Annotated in this window: 13 protein-coding genes; 9 read left to right on the top strand and 4 right to left on the bottom strand. The window is 68.0% G+C overall.

Annotated elements, in window-relative coordinates:
• The first annotated feature begins 366 nt into the window (after positions 1-366).
• From ACJX2R_RS11575 to ACJX2R_RS11565, 3 genes are all read left to right on the top strand, one after another.
• Positions 367-1,758 carry a prolyl oligopeptidase family serine peptidase gene (locus ACJX2R_RS11575; protein WP_413100019.1) on the top strand — a complete coding sequence of 464 codons (1,392 nt, stop codon included), beginning with the start codon at positions 367-369 and terminating at the stop codon, positions 1,756-1,758.
• 313 nt (positions 1,759-2,071) lie between these two features.
• Entirely contained in the window at positions 2,072-4,486 is a 2,415-nt protein-coding gene (locus tag ACJX2R_RS11570; protein WP_413100018.1) for a glycoside hydrolase family 3 C-terminal domain-containing protein, read from the top strand.
• Between the two features lie 136 nt (positions 4,487-4,622).
• Entirely contained in the window at positions 4,623-6,227 is a 1,605-nt protein-coding gene (locus ACJX2R_RS11565) for a carboxylesterase/lipase family protein (RefSeq protein ID WP_413100017.1), read from the top strand.
• Positions 6,228-6,544: 317 nt separating this feature from the next.
• Here ACJX2R_RS11565 and ACJX2R_RS11560 read toward each other — a convergent pair whose 3' ends face one another.
• Complete coding sequence (locus tag ACJX2R_RS11560; RefSeq protein WP_413100016.1) at positions 6,545-7,618, bottom strand: non-reducing end alpha-L-arabinofuranosidase family hydrolase; 1,074 nt, start codon at positions 7,616-7,618, stop codon at positions 6,545-6,547.
• 675 nt (positions 7,619-8,293) lie between these two features.
• On the opposite strand from ACJX2R_RS11560, the gene ACJX2R_RS11555 reads away from it, so the two are divergent.
• The 3 genes from ACJX2R_RS11555 to ACJX2R_RS11545 all read left to right on the top strand — a co-directional run bounded on the left by ACJX2R_RS11555 (position 8,294) and on the right by ACJX2R_RS11545 (position 10,511).
• Positions 8,294-9,712, top strand: coding sequence for an endo-1,4-beta-xylanase (locus ACJX2R_RS11555; RefSeq protein ID WP_413100015.1), 1,419 nt, complete (start codon positions 8,294-8,296; stop codon positions 9,710-9,712).
• Between the two features lie 95 nt (positions 9,713-9,807).
• On the top strand, positions 9,808-10,086 hold the full coding sequence (locus tag ACJX2R_RS11550; protein ID WP_413100014.1) for a hypothetical protein: 279 nt from the start codon (positions 9,808-9,810) through the stop codon (positions 10,084-10,086).
• Entirely contained in the window at positions 10,083-10,511 is a 429-nt protein-coding gene (locus ACJX2R_RS11545) for a hypothetical protein (RefSeq protein ID WP_413100013.1), read from the top strand. The genes ACJX2R_RS11550 and ACJX2R_RS11545 overlap by 4 nt, the downstream gene beginning before the upstream one ends.
• Here the strand turns inward: ACJX2R_RS11545 and ACJX2R_RS11540 are convergent.
• Both ACJX2R_RS11540 and ACJX2R_RS11535 read right to left on the bottom strand, forming a co-directional pair.
• Entirely contained in the window at positions 10,440-10,817 is a 378-nt protein-coding gene (locus tag ACJX2R_RS11540; RefSeq protein ID WP_413100012.1) for a hypothetical protein, read from the bottom strand. The genes ACJX2R_RS11545 and ACJX2R_RS11540 overlap by 72 nt on opposite strands.
• Positions 10,818-10,878: 61 nt before the next feature.
• Entirely contained in the window at positions 10,879-11,148 is a 270-nt protein-coding gene (locus tag ACJX2R_RS11535; protein ID WP_413100011.1) for a hypothetical protein, read from the bottom strand.
• Between the two features lie 373 nt (positions 11,149-11,521).
• On the opposite strand from ACJX2R_RS11535, the gene ACJX2R_RS11530 reads away from it, so the two are divergent.
• Both ACJX2R_RS11530 and ccrA read left to right on the top strand, forming a co-directional pair.
• Complete coding sequence (locus ACJX2R_RS11530; RefSeq protein ID WP_413100010.1) at positions 11,522-12,307, top strand: thioesterase II family protein; 786 nt, start codon at positions 11,522-11,524, stop codon at positions 12,305-12,307.
• A gap of 154 nt (positions 12,308-12,461) precedes the next feature.
• Positions 12,462-13,814, top strand: coding sequence for a crotonyl-CoA carboxylase/reductase (gene ccrA / locus ACJX2R_RS11525; RefSeq protein ID WP_413105827.1), 1,353 nt, complete (start codon positions 12,462-12,464; stop codon positions 13,812-13,814).
• 249 nt (positions 13,815-14,063) lie between these two features.
• Here ccrA and ACJX2R_RS11520 read toward each other — a convergent pair whose 3' ends face one another.
• The gene (locus tag ACJX2R_RS11520) at positions 14,064-15,737 is read right to left on the bottom strand and encodes a BTAD domain-containing putative transcriptional regulator (protein ID WP_413100009.1); all 1,674 of its coding nucleotides are present in this window, start codon (positions 15,735-15,737) and stop codon (positions 14,064-14,066) included.
• 958 nt (positions 15,738-16,695) lie between these two features.
• Here ACJX2R_RS11520 and ACJX2R_RS11515 point away from each other — a divergent pair.
• Positions 16,696-17,154: a KR domain-containing protein gene (locus tag ACJX2R_RS11515; protein ID WP_413100008.1), complete on the top strand. Its 459-nt coding sequence runs from the start codon at positions 16,696-16,698 to the stop codon at positions 17,152-17,154.
• Positions 17,155-17,180: the final 26 nt, after the last annotated feature.

Genomic DNA, 17,180 nt, shown 5'->3' with positions numbered 1-17,180 from the left:
ATGAACAGATCTCGGTTTGATGCTGGACACGGATCCGTTGGTGCTTCGACACTCTCGCGTAACACCTCGGTCTGTCCCCCAGCTCCGCCCACCGCCGCCGAGGGCCGTCCCCGAGAAAGCGAGCGCCGCCATGCCGGCAGCCTTGGGCTCAGCCACCACCCTCGTCATGACCGTCGGCGCCTGGTGGCCGGCGCTTTCTCCCTGTGACCGGCGTCCCGGGCCCGAGCGGAGCCTCCGTCGGCCGGAGACACCGCACGTGCCGCTCGGGCCCACAACGTGCCGCCCGCTTCCGGGAGTCCGGAGTCGGGCGCCGGAACCACACAGAGGCACCTGGTCCGGGTGTCCCACCGACTGAGACGAGGACCCATGAGAGGGATCACCAGACGCACGGTGCTCACCGTCACGGCAGGTGCGGTCACGGCGCCGGCCGTGAGCACGGCGACCGCTGCGGCCGCCGACACCACGACAGCGGCATCCGAAGGGCGACAGGCGTCCGGACCCAATCCGGTCCTGCGAACGGACCTCGTCACGCGGGTGATGCCGAGGACCAATTGGCTGGTGACAGCCGTTGCCATCCAGTACTCGCATCGCATCGACTTACGCGGCGGGGTGATCCCGCCCACCGCCTTCCAGGTGAAGGCCACTGTGGGCGGGAAGACAGCGGCTCGCACGGTGACCCGGGTCTACCCCAACACCGTCGCCGAAGTGGACGACCGATCCGATCCCGGACGGCCGGGGGACCGCCTGATCGTCGAACTCGACCCGAACGACTCCAACGCGCGGGCAGCCGGCACCGATCCCCTTCCGCTCGACCGCGCGTACTCCGTCAGACAGGTCGCGGACGTGCGCACCCCGGGAGGTGAACTGGTGCTCACGGCTGGTCCGTTCGCGAGCCGGAACAACGAGATCATCACTCCCGTGGTCGACGATTTCGCCGCCGGTTCCTTCACCGATTCCGCGGGTTTCGAACTGGACTTCCGGCTGTACCAGCCCGAGGGATTCGTACGCAATCCTCAGACGCGCACGCGGTACCCGCTCGTCGTCACCCTGCACGGCGGTGGCGAAGTCGCGGACAACAATATGACCCAGCTCACTTCCAACCGGATCGCGGTCACGTTCGCCAAGCCGGAACGACAGCGCCGCAACCCCGCGTTCGTCCTCTCTCCGCAGATCCCCCTGCCCCGTCCCATGGACGGACCCGACGGCACGGACTGGACCGACGCCAAGGTCCAGGCCGCGCTGATCGAACTCATTGACACCTTCGTGAGCGAGCGCTCCCGCAACGTGGACACAGACCGGCTCTACGTCGTCGGCCTGTCCTCAGGCGGGCGTGGCATCTACAGCCTGCTGGCGAAGCGACCCGAGGCGTTCGCGGCTGCCCTGCCCACGGCCGGCTGGGGCGACCCGGCCACCATGGAGAGGATCACGCACATTCCGATGTGGGCCGACCACTCCGTCGACGACCCGGTCGTCCCCTACCGGGAGGGCCGGTTCGGCAACCCCGGTACCTGGACACTGATGAACGCGCTCGAGGCGGCCGGTGCACCGGTCAGCCGCGGAGAGTGGGCCAACGATCTGCCAAAGGCGCACTTCGAGGCCCGGTCGCGGGAACTCCTACGGCAGGCCCGGGCCGCGCGCAGTCACGTCCTGTTCACGAGCTATACGCCCGGAACGACACCGGTGAGCCCACACTTCGCATGGGCCCAGACGTACGAGAACGACGTGGTCATCGACTGGCTCTTCGAACAGTCCCGGTAGCCGGCCGCACGCGGCGGTCACCCGGTCCACCACCGTGGCGGACACACCCCAGTCCGACCTCACGGCCCGGCAACTCCGGCAGCGTCGGCGCAGTCTCAGCCCCCGGCAATCGTGCGGAGATCGGTCAATCAATTGCCGGTCACAGGAATCACATATATTGCTTGCTGTCGTCTGCCGTCAGGCCGATTCGCCATCTCAATTCCGTCCATCAGAGACATGAATTGTTCAGACTCAAATCGTCGAATCTTTTCGTTGGTGAGGAGTCCGCATGGAGTTCAATCGGACATCGGTACGACGTCGCAGGAGAGGCCGGTTGCGCCGCACGGCCCTGATCGCGGGAGCGAGCGCGATGCTCCTTGCCGCGGGCACGGCCGTGGCCCCTGGCGCCTCGGGCGTGGGGGCGGGTGACGCTCGGGGCACCGTCACCGTGTCTCCCCGCGTCGCTGCCCTCATCGCCCGGATGTCGCTGGACGAGAAATTGTCCTTCGTTCATGGAGGCACCGATCCCCGTGCCCTCGGCCAGGCCGGATACATCCCCGGGGTTCCCCGCCTCGGCATCCCCGAACTGCGGCTCACCGACGGTCCGGCGGGCGTCCGGGTCAACGCGCACGCCACCGCGATGCCGGCGCCGGTCGCGCTCGCCTCGTCCTTCGACGACCGACTGGCTCGTACGTTCGGCCAGGTCATCGGACGCGACGGCCGTGCGCTCGGCCAGGACGTCCTGCTCTCACCGATGACGAACATCATCCGGGTGCCGTACGCGGGGCGGAACTTCGAGACCTTCAGCGAGGACCCGCTGCTCAGCTCCCGCATGGTGTCCGGCGAGATCGGGGGCGTTCAGAGCCAGGGCCTGATCGCCACCGTCAAGCACTACGCGGAGAACAACCAGGAAGACAACCGCATGGGGGTGAACGTCAACGTCGACGAGCAGACCCTGCGTCAGATCGAGCTGCCCGCCTTCGAGGCCGCCGTCAAGGCCGGCGCCGGTGCGGTGATGTGCTCGTACAACTCGGTGAACGGCAGCCACGGCTGCGGCAGCGACGAACTGCTCAACTCGATCCTCAAAGAGCAGTGGGGCTTCCAGGGCTGGGTCATGTCGGACTGGGGCGCGGCCCACGCGACGACCGACATCGTGAACGGCCTCGACCAGGAGATGCCGAGCGGCGTCTTTCTGGGCGACAAACTGAAGACCGCGATAACGAACGGCACCATTCCGGTCTCGAAGCTCAACGACTCGGTCGCCCGCATCCTGAGCCAGATGAACACATTCGGTCTCCTCGACGGCGCCGCCGGCCGGAGGCCCGCACGCGACCCGAAGGGCGGCGCCAAGGTCGCGCAGAAGGTGGCCGAGTCCGGCTCGGTCCTGCTGAAGAACACCGGCAAGGCGCTTCCGCTGACCGGCGAGGACACCAACATCGGACTCATCGGCCCGACCGCGAAGACACCGAAGGTCACCGGCGGCGGCAGCTCCAATGTCGTACCGGACTCCGCGGCCTCGCCGCTGGCCACCATCACGCAGCGGGCCGGCCGGAAGGCCACGGTGCGCTACGCGGCCGGCGTCGACAACACCGGCGCCCCCATTCCCGCGACGGCCCTCAGCCCCGCCCTGCCGGTCGGCTCGGACGGCACGATCACCGTCACCCCGGCCGCCGCCTTCGACTACGGCGGCACCCTCACGGTGCCGGCCGACGGCGACTACTCCTTCGTCTACGACCTTCCCGCCGCGTACGGCGCGCTGAAGATCGACGGCAAGAGCGTCATCACCGGCTTCCTGGGCTCCAGCAGTGCCACGGTGCACCTCACGGCGGGAACGCACCGTTTCGCGGCCAACGCCCAAGCCATCCAGGGCGCACCGGCCAAGATCCGGCTGAACTGGGTCACCCCGCAGGCCGCGCAGGCCGCCCGGGAGCAGGCCGTGGCCCTGGCCCGCCAGGTGAAGACCCCCATCGTCTTCGCCCACGACGACGGTACCGAGGGCGCCGACCGGAAGAACCTCTCCCTGCCGGCCGACCAGAACGGGCTCATCTCCGCCGTCGCCGACGCCAACCCGAACACGATCGTCGTCCTCAACACGGGATCGTCGATCACCATGCCGTGGCTGTCCAAGGTCAAGGCGGTGCTCGACACGTACTACCCCGGGGAAAACGGGGCCGAGGCCACCGCCCGCCTGCTCTACGGCGACGTGAACCCGTCGGGCAAGACCACCCAGACGTTCCCCGCGAGCGAGTCCGCCACACCGGTCGCCGGCGACCCGCTCAGGTACCCGGGAGTGGACAACCAGGAGAACTACTCCGAGGGCATCTACGTGGGCTACCGCTGGTACGACAAGGAGAAGGCCGCCCCGCTTTTCCCCTTCGGCTACGGCCTGTCGTACACCTCCTTCGCCTACCGCGACCTCGCAGTTCGGCAGAGTCACGGCAAGTTGACCGTCTCGTTCACGCTGAAGAACACCGGCACCCGCGACGGTGACGAGGTCGCCCAGGTCTACGTCGGTGCGAGCCCGAAGACCACCGCGCCCCAGGCGGTGCGCTCGCTCGGCGGCTACCAGAAGGTGCATCTGCGCGCCGGCCAGTCGACGACCGTACGCATCCAGGTCGACGCACAGCAGCTGAAGTACTGGAACACCTCCTCCCACACCTGGGAGCTCGGCACCGGGCACCGGGAGGTGTGGGCCGGCTCCTCGTCGCGGACGCTCCCCCTGCACGGCGGCGTCGAGGTCACCCGCTGACCGCCCGGCTCGCGACATCGGCCGGGTGACGAGCGGCGTCTGATGCCGGGCCGGCCCCCGGCCCGGCTCCTTCCCCCACCACCGAGGGTGCCGGCCGCACCGTGCGGCCGGCACCCGGCCAGAGAGGTCCCCATCCATGACTGCCAGCAGAATCCGTACCGCCTTGGGCGGCGCGTTGGTCATGTCCCTCGCCGTCGTCGGGCTGCTGCCCGCGACGGCGTCCGCGACGGCGCAGACCGCGGTGGCCACCGACAAAGGCGCCGTGCGCGGCGCCACCTCGAAGGGCGTCGAGAGGTTCCTCGGCATCCCCTACGCGGCGGCGCCCACCGGCTCCCTGCGCTGGAAGCCGCCGCGGCCCGCGGCGCGGTGGACCGGCGTCCGGGAGGCGGCCGACTTCGGCAATCCCTGCCCCGTCCTGCCCAGCGCCAACGGTCCACGCAGCGAGACCGAGGACTGCCTCGACGTCAACGTGTGGCGGCCGTCGGGCGTGCGGGCCGGAGCCCGTCTTCCGGTGCACGTCTTCATCCACGGCGGTGGCCTGACCAACGGCAGCGGCTCGCAGAACGACGAGTCGAAGCTCGTCAAGGAGACAGGTGTCATCGGCGTCTCGCTCAACTACCGACTCGGCGCCTTCGGCTTCCTCGGCCTGCCCGCCCTCACCGAGGAGGGCGGCGAGTCCGGCAACTACGGGTTCATGGACCAGCAGGCCGCGCTGCGCTGGGTGCAGCACAACATAGCCGCTTTCGGCGGTAACCCCGGTGAGGTCACCATCGACGGCGAGTCCGCGGGTGGCTGGTCCGTCTGCGGTCATCTCGTGTCGCCCGGCTCGCGCGGGCTGTTCGCCCGCGCCATGATCCAGAGCGGCTCCTGTCGCAGCGGGCCGCAGGCCCGGGCGGAGGCCGCGGGGACGGCGTTCGCCCGGCAGGCGGGCTGCGACGGCACGGCTCAGGCGGCCGTCCTCGGCTGTCTGCGGTCGACTTCGGCGGGTACGCTCCTCGACGCGAGCCGGACCTTCTCGGCCGGCCTCGTGGACGGAACTCCGACGTTCCCGACCGGACTACGCGAGGCGGTGGGCAGCGGGAGGTTCACCCGCGTGCCCGTGGTCGTCGGTGCCAACCGTGACGAGGGCCGCACCTTCGCCGCGGGCTACATAGGCGCGGGCAAGGAGGCCTACCTCGCCTTCGTCCAGGACCTCGCCGGCGCCCGTGCCGACGAGGTCCTCACCCGTTACCCCTGGCCCGATACGTCCGACCGGTACACCGCGGCGTACCTCATCGGCGGGATCATGACCGACTCGGGGAGTGTCGCGGGGATCGGCGGGTGCGGGCTCCGCTCGCTCGCCCGGACCCTTGAGCGGTACACCTCCACCTATGCGTACGAGTTCGACCACCGGACCGGCCCTGGCCTGACGCAGATCCCCGGCTACGTCTGGGGGGCCGGCCACGCCGCGGAACTCGCCTACATCTGGCCCAGCTTCAACAACGGCACACCCATCGCCCCGCTGTTCAACGCCGACGAGCGCCGGCTCGCCCGCGAGATGACGCGGTACTGGGGCGCCTTCACGAAGACCGGTCGGCCGGCCGTCGCCCGGCAGACGGTCTGGCCTGGCTATCACAGGGGCAAGGGCCTGATGCTGTCGCTGCGGGCTGGGGGCAGGAGTGCCCTGATCGACGACGACCGGTACTCGACGGAACACCAGTGCGCGTTCTGGGACACGATGCCGGGCACACAGCACTCCTGAGTAGGCCGGGGACTGGAATCGGAGCATCAGCCACCGCGCCAGTCCCCGACCCTGCTCACCCCCACTGTCTCGTGTCGATGTCGGACCCCCCTTGGCCTACGCGGGCCGATCAGGCCGCTGGAGACCTGTAGCAGAGCGGAGATCACGTCCAGCCCGGCGTCAGCCGGGGCACCGCGTTACGCGATGGCCCTCGGGCTGGTGAGCGTTGCAGCCCGACCCCATGAGCGCTGACGCTGTCGCGTGACCCGGGCGGGCTCGGCCTTCCGCCGAGCCCGCACCGGCCGGCTCCATACCGGAGCCGGACTCGTGTCACGCCGTCAGCGCCGCAGAGTCAGCAGACCCGGACGGTAGGGCAGGAGGCCGTAGTCGCCGCCGGAGTTGGGGCTGCGCCCCTGGTAGAGCAACTGCAGATGGCAGGGATCGACGGTCATGCTCTGATCGGGGCTGGTGCGGATCAGTTCGCCATGGCTGATGTCGTTGGTCCAGGTGGCGCCACTGTTGGCCTTGCCGGCGAAGGGATTGCTCTCGGTCGCGGCCTGGGGTGTCCATGAGCCGTTCAAACTGGTGGCCGTGAACGAGCGGAAGTAGCGGCCCTGCGAGCCGATCGCCTCGACGATCATGAGGTAGCGGTTCTGGCCCTGGATCTTGTAGACCTGCGGGGCTTCGAACAGGTTGTTCGTCGTATCGCTCATGATCACTGTCGAGTTCGTGCCGAAGCTGCCCGGGAAGCTCCCGATCGGCATACTGGCCCGGTAGATCTTGCCGTTGTCACCGGCGAAGAACAGGTACATGTTCGTCCCGTCAGCGATGAGCGTCTGGTCGATGGGTCCCGTTCCGGGGCCGGGGATGCTTCCGGAGAAGAGCACCTGCGGGGATGACCAGCCATTCGGATTGGTGGGGTCGCTCGACGTCCGGTAGGAGAAGGCGGTCCCACCCCATTGGTAGGCGAGCACCCAGATGTTCTTCGGTGCGAAGTAGAGGAGCGTGGGCGCGACGGTGGAAGCTGACATCGTGTTCTGGCTGGCCGCGGCCATCTCCGACCAGTTGGTGAACAGGCCGAAGGTCATCGAACCCCATTTCGTCCCCGTGTCGTGCGTCGTCGCGTAGACGAGTTGCCTGCCGTTGTAGGGGACGACAGTGAAGTCCTTGAGTGAGACCCACCCCGGCTTGGGCTGCGCCAGTACGCCCGTTGATGTCCAGCGGTATGTCGACGGAAGATCGCACGGGCCGGGGTTGTCGCCGCCGAGGTTGACCAGCACATACGAGGCGTTGGGGTCTACGGTCGCCGCGCCTGCGGGCTGGGCACCGAGGAAGGTGGCCACGAGCAGCAAGGGCGCAAGGGCGGCGAGTAAGCGTCTTGGGCGGACTGGGGGCGGGCGGTGAAACCACATCAGCGGGCCTCTTTGGGGGCGGAGGTGAGGTGTCCCCGATGAACCGCGGAGCGAACGTGTCCGGGGGCAGGGGCAATCTCGAAACATTTCGAAGAAATTCCGGATGCTCTGACGCCACAAGCTAGGAATGTGGGGCCCTCTGGTCAAGGCCTGGCGCCGATCTGTCCACAAACAGTGCCTCCCCTTTGGGCTTGGCAAGCGGTGTCCGCACACACGCACTCGTCCCGGCCCCGGCCCGGCCCTACGGAATCTGTCGACGGCGGCGCCGGGGGTTCGCTGTCCGGCTCACCAGGATCCCGGAAAGTTTCGGGCGGGGAACGGAAACTTCTCCTGCGGGGAGTATTGACGATCCATCGTCAATGCCTCAATCATCCCTGCCTGAGGAACCGGTCATGGTTCGAGATGTCGAACCATGTCGGTGCTGCACGGCAGATCCCCGCATGGCTACAGGACAGACCCGCGCACCAAAACCCGCGCCACCCCGTCACGTTCCGGTGAGGTTCGTACCAGCGCATCCAGGCTCTTCGCGCAGTTGGAGAGGTACCCATGACCGCGGTGTCCGGTGATTCCGTGCTGCCCGGGTTCCGGTCCCCCGTCCGTCTGCCGAGGGGGAGCGGACGACGCATCCCCCTGCGCCTTCAGTCCTTCCGTGATTCCTACCTTGGAGGCACAGTCATGGGCTCCTATGCCCTTCCCAGACCCGCTATCCGCCGGAAGATCCGCGGCCTGCTGTTGGCGCTGGTCGTCGGCGTCGTCGCCGCACTGGTCGCGCCGACCGCACACGCCGCCGAGAACACGCTCGGCGCTGCGGCGGCGCAGAGCGGCCGCTACTTCGGCGCCGCCATCGCCTCGGGCAGGCTGGGCGACTCGGCGTACACGACGATCGCGGGCCGTGAGTTCAACTCGGTAACGCCCGAGAACGAGATGAAGATCGACGCCACCGAACCGCAGCGCGGCCAGTTCAACTTCACCGCCGGTGACCGCGTCTACAACTGGGCGGTGCAGAACGGCAAACAGGTGCGCGGCCACACCCTGGCCTGGCACTCCCAGCAGCCCGGCTGGATGCAGAGCCTCAGCGGCAGCACGCTGCGCCAGGCGATGATCAATCACATCAACGGCGTGATGGCCCATTACAAGGGCAAGATCGCCCAGTGGGACGTGGTGAACGAGGCCTTTGCCGACGGCAGTTCGGGAGCCCGGCGCGACTCCAACCTGCAGCGCACCGGCAACGACTGGATCGAGGTCGCCTTCCGCACCGCGCGCGCCGCCGACCCGGCGGCCAAGCTCTGCTACAACGACTACAACATCGAGAACTGGACCTGGGCCAAGACCCAGGCCGTGTACTCCATGGTCCGGGACTTCAAGCAGCGCGGCGTGCCGATCGACTGCGTCGGCTTCCAGTCGCACTTCAACAACGGAAGCCCCTACAACAGCAACTTCCGCACCACCCTGCAGAACTTCGCCGCCCTCGGCGTCGACGTGGCCATCACCGAACTCGACATTCAGGGCGCCCCGGCCGCGACCTACGCCAACGTCACCAACGACTGCCTGGCAGTCCCGCGCTGCCTCGGCATCACCGTCTGGGGTGTGCGCGACACCGATTCCTGGCGATCGGAGCAGACGCCGCTGCTGTTCAATGGTGACGGCAGCAAGAAGCCCGCCTACTCCGCCGTCCTCAACGCACTCAACGGCGGCTCCACCACGCCCCCTGCGGATTCCGGACAGATCAAGGGCGTGGATTCGGGCCGCTGCCTGGACGTGCCCGGCACCAGCACCACTGACGGCACCCAGCTCCACCTGTGGGACTGCCACAACGGCACCAACCAGCAGTGGACGTACACCGACGCCGGCGAGCTCAGGGTCTACGGCAACAAGTGCCTGGACGCCGCCGGTACCGGCAACGGCTCCAAAGTCCAGATCTACAGCTGCTGGGGCGGTGACAACCAGAAATGGCGCCTCAACTCCGACGGATCCATCGTCGGTGTCCAGTCCGGCCTCTGCCTCGACGCCGTCGCAGGAGGCACCGCCAACGGCACCCTGATCCAGCTCTACACCTGCTCGAACGACAGCAACCAGCGCTGGACCCGCACCTGATGGGACATGCCACAAACCAAAGGGTGAATCGCTGAAGACCTACGGTGCCCGCACCTGGAGTGGAGCCAGGATGATCCTGGCTCCACTCCGTCGACGTGGCCGCCGTGGGGCCGGACCTGCCGCGCAAGGTGCTCACCGGACGTGCGACGGAGGTCCGGCCCTGCGTGGCCTGCAACGAGGACTGCCGTACGTTCGACCCGGTACTGCTGTGCGTGGTCAACCCGGATCTCGCACCGCCCGGCGAACCGCGTCGGCCCGCCGCACCGCTGGTGCGCGCGTGGGTCCCGGCACGCGCCACCGGCCAGCGCGTCGCCGTCGTGGGGGCGGGACCCGCGGGCCTGGAGTGTGCCCTGGCCTTGCCCATGCCGGGGTGACGGATGTCGTCCTCTTCGAGGCCGCCGACCGGCTGGGCGGACAGCTGTCCACGGCGGCTCTGGCACCCCATCGCACCGGTTGGGCCGCGCTGCTCGGCTTCTACGAACGGGGGCTGTACGCCGCGCGTGTCGACGTACGTCTGGGGCAGACCGCGGAGCCGGGCGCTGAACTCGAAGGACTCGACGCCGTGGTGCTGGCCACGGGCGCGGTGGAGACATCGCCACTGCTGGACGTCGGCGCCATGGCCTCGTCGGTCGCCCTGGCGCGGGGAGTTCTCGGGCCCGAGGGCGTCACCGTCGCCCACCGCATCTCCGGAGGGACCTGCCCTTGCCGGAAATCTCATCCGTGCAGCTCACGCTGCATGTTGATATTCGTGGAGGATGCCGCCGAGGCGATCGTGCCGGCGTATGTCGAGGCGGGCTAACGTGTCCGGATCGTCGATCGGCGGCGGTCTGCCGTTCGCGAGCACGTACATCCGTACCCCCGACAGCGCGACTGTTTCCAGGAAGTCGCAGGCCAGCAGGGCATCAGCCTGGGAGCGCAGAAAGTCGGCCCAGGTACTGGAGTTCCGCTCGGGCGCCGGGTCGATGCCGGCCTCCTTCAGGATTTCCCAGACGGTGGACGCACCTACCCTCACTCCCAGCACGAGCAGCTCGCCGTGCAGGCGCCGGTGCCCCCAGCTCGGGTTCTCCTTCGCCAGGCGCAGCACCAGGATGCGGATGGAGCGCACGGTGCGCGGTCGTCCCGCGCGTTTGGGTCGGCAGGAGGCGGCATGGCGGCGTGCGACGAGGTTACGGTGCCAACGCAGCACCGTGTCGGGGGCGTACGAGCAGCCGTAACTGTCGCAGGACGTGCAGTGGCAGCCGGTGAAGCAGCGCCGCCAGGAACGCCCGATCGCTCGGCGAGAACCGGACCTCGTCCTTGCCGAGTTGGCGTTCCAGCACGGTGATCTGGTGGCGCGGCGCGAGGATCTCCGCGTCTTTGGCCCGGTCGGTCATCGGCAGCAGGCGCAACGTCGCGAACGCGTTTGTCACGCCCAAGTAAGCCAGTCGCAGCAGCACGATCGATCATCATGGCGCGCGGACCACCGACTACGCGGGAGTGCCGACTCGAGCTACCGCGGCCAAGATTTCGGGAAACCTGAAGAGCCGCCCTCACCAGGGCGGATGTGATTTCCGGCAAGCGCACCGCTGGGCGTGCGTCACGCCCTGGCCATCTCCACGATCAGCCGCATCCCGACCTGGTCGGCCTGGTCTGACCAGCAACGCCACATGATCAGCAGGACCTTGAACCGACCCCGGGCAGTGGGCGGACTGTGCCCGCGCAGTGGAACAACAGAACTGCCCGAAGGCTTCGGCATGGCTAACCTGGCGATCGGTGCCCGTGGCGCGGACACAGCGCGAGTTGTTCTGCCGGAACTACCAGTGGAGCGGAATGTCCGATCTGCCTGTGGACGATGAGCTATGGTGCCGACGCTACCGCCCATCCCGCACGGCCACGGCCCGCCTGGTGTGCCTCCCGCACGCGGGTGGCTCGGCAACGTTCTATCTGCCCTTCGTATCGGCTCTCAGCCCCGACGTCGACGTCGTCGCCATCCAGTACCCCGGGCGGCAGGACCGCCGTGCGGAGCAGCCATTGACGGACGTGGATGCGCTGGCGGACCGGATCCACGAAGCCCTCCTTCGGCAACCACCGCTTCCGGTCACGTTCTTCGGACACAGCCTCGGCGCCCTCATCGGCTTCGAGACCATTCGTCGGCTCGAGGCCGGCGGCAGTCCGGTGGCGCATCTGTTCGCATCCAGCCGGGGCGCCCCGTCCACGCACCGTGGTGAGAGTGTCCATCTGCGGGACGACGAGGGCATCCTGTCCGTCGTGCACTATCTGAACGGCACCGCTGCGAATGTCCTCGGCAACCAGGAAATGATGCGTGCGGCTCTGCCGTCCCTGCGTGCCGACTATCAGGCAGCCGATACCTACAGATGTGCTCCGGAAGTCACCATCGGCTGCCCTGTCACAGTCCTGACCGGCGACGCCGACCCGCAGACAACGGTTTCCGAGGCCCGCGCGTGGGAGCGGCAGACCACCAGTGCCTGTACTTTCCATACATTTTCCGGCGGGCACTTCTACATCTCGGAACAGACGGACAGTGTGATCGCATTGCTCAAGGATCACTTCGCGGAAACGGCAGACGACAACCGTCTGCCCACAGCCCGCCCTTGAAGGCTCCGAAACCGCAAGTCCGGTTCGGCCCCGGTCATATCGAGGACCCCTGTCCGGCATATGCGGAGTGGCGTGCCCAGCGGCCTACCTGAAGCGACGACTACCATCCGACGTTCAACAGGTTCGACAGGGGGAGCACGTGGACCGCGCGTTCGTGGAAGCCGTTGAATCGCCGGAAGCTGCGCCCGAAGACGTAGAGTCGCTGTCGGTGCCTGAATTCTACCGGGCGGCGGTGCTGCTCAAGGACGAGCAACACATGTTCGACGGAGTTCGGGTGGCAAACCGGAACCCCGCCAAGTCGCTTCATCTGGCGGAAGTGCCCACGCCGATGCCGGGTCCTGGCGAAGTCCTGGTGGCGGCCATGGCCAGCTCCGTGAATTACAACACGGTCTGGAGCGCGATCTTCGAGCCCGTCCCCACCTTCGCGTTCCTGGAGCGGTACGCGCGCACCGGGGGGCTCGCGACCCGGCACGATCAGCCCTACCACGTCGTGGGGTCCGACCTCTCCGGGATCGTGCTGAGGACCGTGCCCGGGGTCCGACGCTGGCGCCCGGGGCAGCGGGTGGTGGCCCACTGCCTCAGCGTCGAACTGGAGGACCCCGCAGGGCACGACGACTCGATGCTCGACCCCCAGCAGCGGATCTGGGGATTCGAGACCAATTTCGGCGGGCTTGCCGAACTCGCCCTGGTCAAGGCGAATCAGCTGATGCCCAAGCCCCCGCACCTGACGTGGGAGGAGGCTGCCGTGTCCGGTCTGGTCAACTCGACCGCGTACCGGCAGTTGGTCTCCCGCAACGGGGCGAACATGCGGCAGGGGGACAACGTGCTGATCTGGGGCGCGGCAAGCGGTCTCGGTTCGTACGCCACCCAATACGCGCTCGCAGGAGGGGCGTTCCCGATCTGCGTGGTGTCGAGCCCGCGGAAGGCCGAGATCTGCCGGGAGATGGGCGCGGAGGCGATCACCGACCGCAGTGCGGAGGACTACCGCTTCTGGTCCGGGGAAGAAGGCGGCCAGAATCCCCGCGAATGGCGACGGTTCGGCCAGCGGGTCAGGGAACTGACGGGCGGCGAGGACGCGGACATCGTCTTCGAGCACCCGGGGCGCGACACCTTCGGCGCCTCCGTCTACGTCGCCAGGCGCGGGGGCACGATCGTCACCTGCGCGTCGACGACCGGCTATCTCCACGAGTTCGACAACAGGTATCTGTGGATGCACGTCAAGCGCATCATCGGATCGCACTTCGCCAACTACTACGAGGCATGGCGGGCGAACCGGCTGATCATGCGGGGCCGGATCCATCCGTCGCTCTCTCAGACGTACCCGCTGGAGCAGGTGGGCCTGGCCGCCGAGGTCGTACACGGGAACCGGCACCTGGGCAAGGTGGGCGTGCTCTGCCTCGCGGACAAGGAGGGCATGGGTGTGGACGCGCCGGAGTTCCGGACCCGCCACGAGGCCCAGATCAACCGCTTCCGCAAGCGACCGGGGTCCACGGACGCAGCCGGCTGACCGGTACAGAAGTCGCAGGCACAGGCACAGGCACAGGCACAGCACAGGCCCTGGACCGCGGCCGGCCGACGCTGCCCATGGCGCCGGCCACGACAACGGCCGTCCCGCCCCGATGTGAACCCGCTGAACTCCCCGGTCCCGAGCCGCGGACCGGCACTGAGGCTCGGGCGGCGCGCATCGCGACGCCGCAGCCCGTTCTCGGCACACCACAACAGCGACCAGATTGCCCCTGAGTTACCGGTATTGACCCTAGGGCAGATCCGCCGTTCGCCCGGGTTCACGTGCCTTCCGACGGAGCCGCCAGCCGTGCACGTCGTCCCCGGGAAGCAACACGCTGACGGTGACCTCGACCACCGCGTTCTCCGGAATGTCGCCTCCTCGGTGGCTGATCCTCTCGACGAGCGACGCGTACTGCCCGCCCATGACCGCGAGCAGGCCGCGTAACTTCTGGATCTTCCCCGGGCCTCCGATGACCATTTTCACCTGGTTGGGCCGGTGCGGCTCCGGGAGCAGTTCCACGGCGTCCCACGCGTCGTCACCGACCCGTTCGTAGCGCACCCGGTACTCGGTGGCGCGCTTGGTCTCCTCGCTGACCCACACGTGCCTCGCGGGGGCGACGCTGGCCAGTTGGAGGCACCGGCCGACAACTGCCGTGTCGAGACCCCGCAGTGTGCCGTCATCGAGGTGGTAGCCGAGGATCGCGTCGGTGGACACGACGGCGAACTTGACCACGGGCTCCGGCGCCCCACTGCCTGCGGCGGCGCGAACGGAGCGGGCCTCCTGCAACGCGTCGCGGATCGCCAGCGCGGCGTTGACGGCGTGATCGGGGGCGTGGCCCACGGCATCGAAGACGATCCAACTCATCGACGCCACCCTGCTGATCACCACTCCGCCGTGCCGCCCGACCTCGCGGTCCACCAGCGCGGCCACGCTGTCGAGTGCGGACGTCGACTCGGCAGCATCCTCGCCGGGCTCGCTGGCCACCTCGCTGACGACTGCCATCATGGTGGTCAACTTGCCCTCCGTGAGGGGGGCGACGGGGTCGTCCGCGCCGACCGGCCGGTGTGGCCGGGGCTCGTGGGGCCCGTCCTGGGGGGCCGCGGTCGGCCAGGGCACTCCCTTGGTGCCACTGTCGCCGAGCGCGGGTATGACACCGCCGTGCCAGTCGAGACACATGTCCTGATTGAGGATCAGGCGTTGGAGTTCCTGGAGTTCATGGCTCGGCTCCAACCCGTGGGTCTCGATCAGCGACACGCGGGCGCGGTGATAGACGTCAAGCGCGTCCAACTGCCGCCCGCAGCGGTACATCGCCAGCATCAGCTGTCCCACCAGGCGTTCGTGGGACAGTTCTCGTCCTGCGACGAGTTCGAGTTCCGCCAGCACCTCGCGGTGCCGCCCGCAGGCCAGTTCGGCCTCGAAAAGCTCCTCGAAGGCCACGAGATGCGTTTTCTGGACAGCGGTGGCCTCGGGCCAGGCGCTACAGGTTTCGGTCAGGTCGGCGAGGACCGGGCCCCGCCAGACGTCGAGTGCGCCCCGCAGCGCCCGGCGCGCGGATTCCCAGTCGGCTTGGGCGGCGTACGCACGGCCGCGTTCTATGGTGAACATGAACAGGTTCAGGTCGATGGCGTTGGGTTCGACATGCAGCAGATACCCGGGCGTGTGGGTGAGGAGTACGGCCGGGTCGGCACTGCCGTCATCGCAGGCAAGAATTCCTCGCAGAGCGGACGCCGCATTCTGGAGCATCTTCCGCGCGGTGGGCGGAACACCGCCGGTCCACAGGGAATCCAGCAGTTTACTCGACGGAACTATCCGGTTGGCTTTCAGCAGCAGCATGCCCAGCATCGCGCGCTGTTTGATTCCGCCGAGGGGCACGACTCTGTCGTGGGAAACCACTTCCAGAGGACCCAGGATATTGAACTGCATGGTGGTCTCCCTCATCCGCGACACAGTTCGTCCAATGCTGGACAGGCCTGTAGACCGGAAGTATTCGATGGGCTGCCGGAATGGACGAACTCCCTGCCTGGTCGAGGAGCATGCGGCGCTCAAGCCGCCATCTCTGCGCAGGCGCACACCGTCGGCGGTCACGCGTGAGCATGTACGTGCCGCGCTGTATGAGGCTATGAATTTGGGGTCGGATGACGATGAATTTCGTGCTCTATGGGCCGTTTCATGCCGCTGGATTCCTGACGCGGTCTTTCTGGATTCAGCGGTCGCCCGACTGTCTGGATCCCGCGCGTAGACGGCGGGTCTGTAACATCGAACGGCGCCGGGGGCCATGGTCCTGGTGAAGGACATCGCCTTGGGTCGTCGGGCGTAAACGCACGTTCATCCTTGCCTCCCCTGACCGGTCGTTGAGGTTCCACGAAGGTGACGCGCAGGTGAGGGTGTCCATGCCCCGTCACCCCCTCGAACCCCTACCTGCATCCCCATCCGCATCCGCGGATAACCTCGACCAATGCAAAATCCGCGGATAACCTCGACCAATGCAAATTAAAGGCACTATTCACGCCAGGGCGTGCCCGTAATATGGCAATAGCTATCACGTTGGGTCGAGATTCCTGTATGTGCATGATCGGGTGGAGGAGCCCGCCCGGTCCCTCGGCGCCACCCGACCGTCGACGCCGCGGGTCAGCCGGGGACGTCGGCGTCGGTGACCCGCGGAAACCTCGTCGGTGCCGCCGGCAACCTGATTGCCTCCGGATGGGCGCGTGGTGGAGCGGTGTCATTTCGGGCGGTGACCCTCGATGGCTACCTTCCCCTCATGTCAGACCGGACGACGTAGGCATCCAGCAGGGGTGCGGCTGATCGGAGACAGTGTGGTGCCTCGACCCGTGATCTGGCCTTCTGTGAGCGGTTCCTGGCCGTGACCGGTGGTGAGGGGATGGACGCGGTCGTGAATGCCCTGGCAGGGGAGTTCACGGACGCGTCGTTGGCGTTGTCGTCGCGCGGTGGTCGGTTCGTCGCGATGGGCAGGACGGACATCCGCGATGTCGCGCAGGTCGCCGAGTCCCACCCCGGGGTGGTGTATCAGGGGTGGTGTTCCTCGGCCGCGGCTGTCATGGGCGGTGCGGGCCAGGGGAGTTGCCCCGCCGCGAACACGTTCCTGGACGCGCCGGTCGGTTGCCGCCGCGATCGGTGCCTGGTCGGCCGGTCGCCGGCGTGGGGGCTGCGGGACCAGGCCTCAGGGATGACCGGGCACCTGGAGGGTGCGGGTCTGTCGCGCCTGCGTCGCGGTGGCGTTCACCCGTTGACGACGGAGCAGGGCCCGGTGCTGTCCGAGGCGCTGCCGTGGTGGGTGCGCCGGTGGTGGTTCCGGCTCGTTCGGACCTGGCGGCACTGACCCGCGCCGGGGGAGTGGTGTCTCCG

It is taken from the genome of Streptomyces sp. Inha503 (assembly GCF_047215865.1).
Lineage (GTDB): Bacteria > Actinomycetota > Actinomycetes > Streptomycetales > Streptomycetaceae > Streptomyces > Streptomyces lycopersici.
The sequence above is the reverse complement of the archived record's forward strand: the minus strand, read 5'-3'. Positions and strand labels throughout refer to the sequence as shown.

Coding starts and splice junctions, on each gene's coding strand:
- ACJX2R_RS11575 (WP_413100019.1), top strand. CDS start 367: ATGAGAGGGATCACCAGACGCACGGTGCTCACCGTCACGGCAGGTGCG.
- ACJX2R_RS11565 (WP_413100017.1), top strand. CDS start 4,623: ATGACTGCCAGCAGAATCCGTACCGCCTTGGGCGGCGCGTTGGTCATG.
- ACJX2R_RS11560 (WP_413100016.1), bottom strand. CDS start 7,618: ATGTGGTTTCACCGCCCGCCCCCAGTCCGCCCAAGACGCTTACTCGCC.
- ACJX2R_RS11555 (WP_413100015.1), top strand. CDS start 8,294: ATGGGCTCCTATGCCCTTCCCAGACCCGCTATCCGCCGGAAGATCCGC.
- ACJX2R_RS11530 (WP_413100010.1), top strand. CDS start 11,522: ATGTCCGATCTGCCTGTGGACGATGAGCTATGGTGCCGACGCTACCGC.
- ACJX2R_RS11520 (WP_413100009.1), bottom strand. CDS start 15,737: ATGCAGTTCAATATCCTGGGTCCTCTGGAAGTGGTTTCCCACGACAGA.
- ACJX2R_RS11515 (WP_413100008.1), top strand. CDS start 16,696: ATGGACGCGGTCGTGAATGCCCTGGCAGGGGAGTTCACGGACGCGTCG.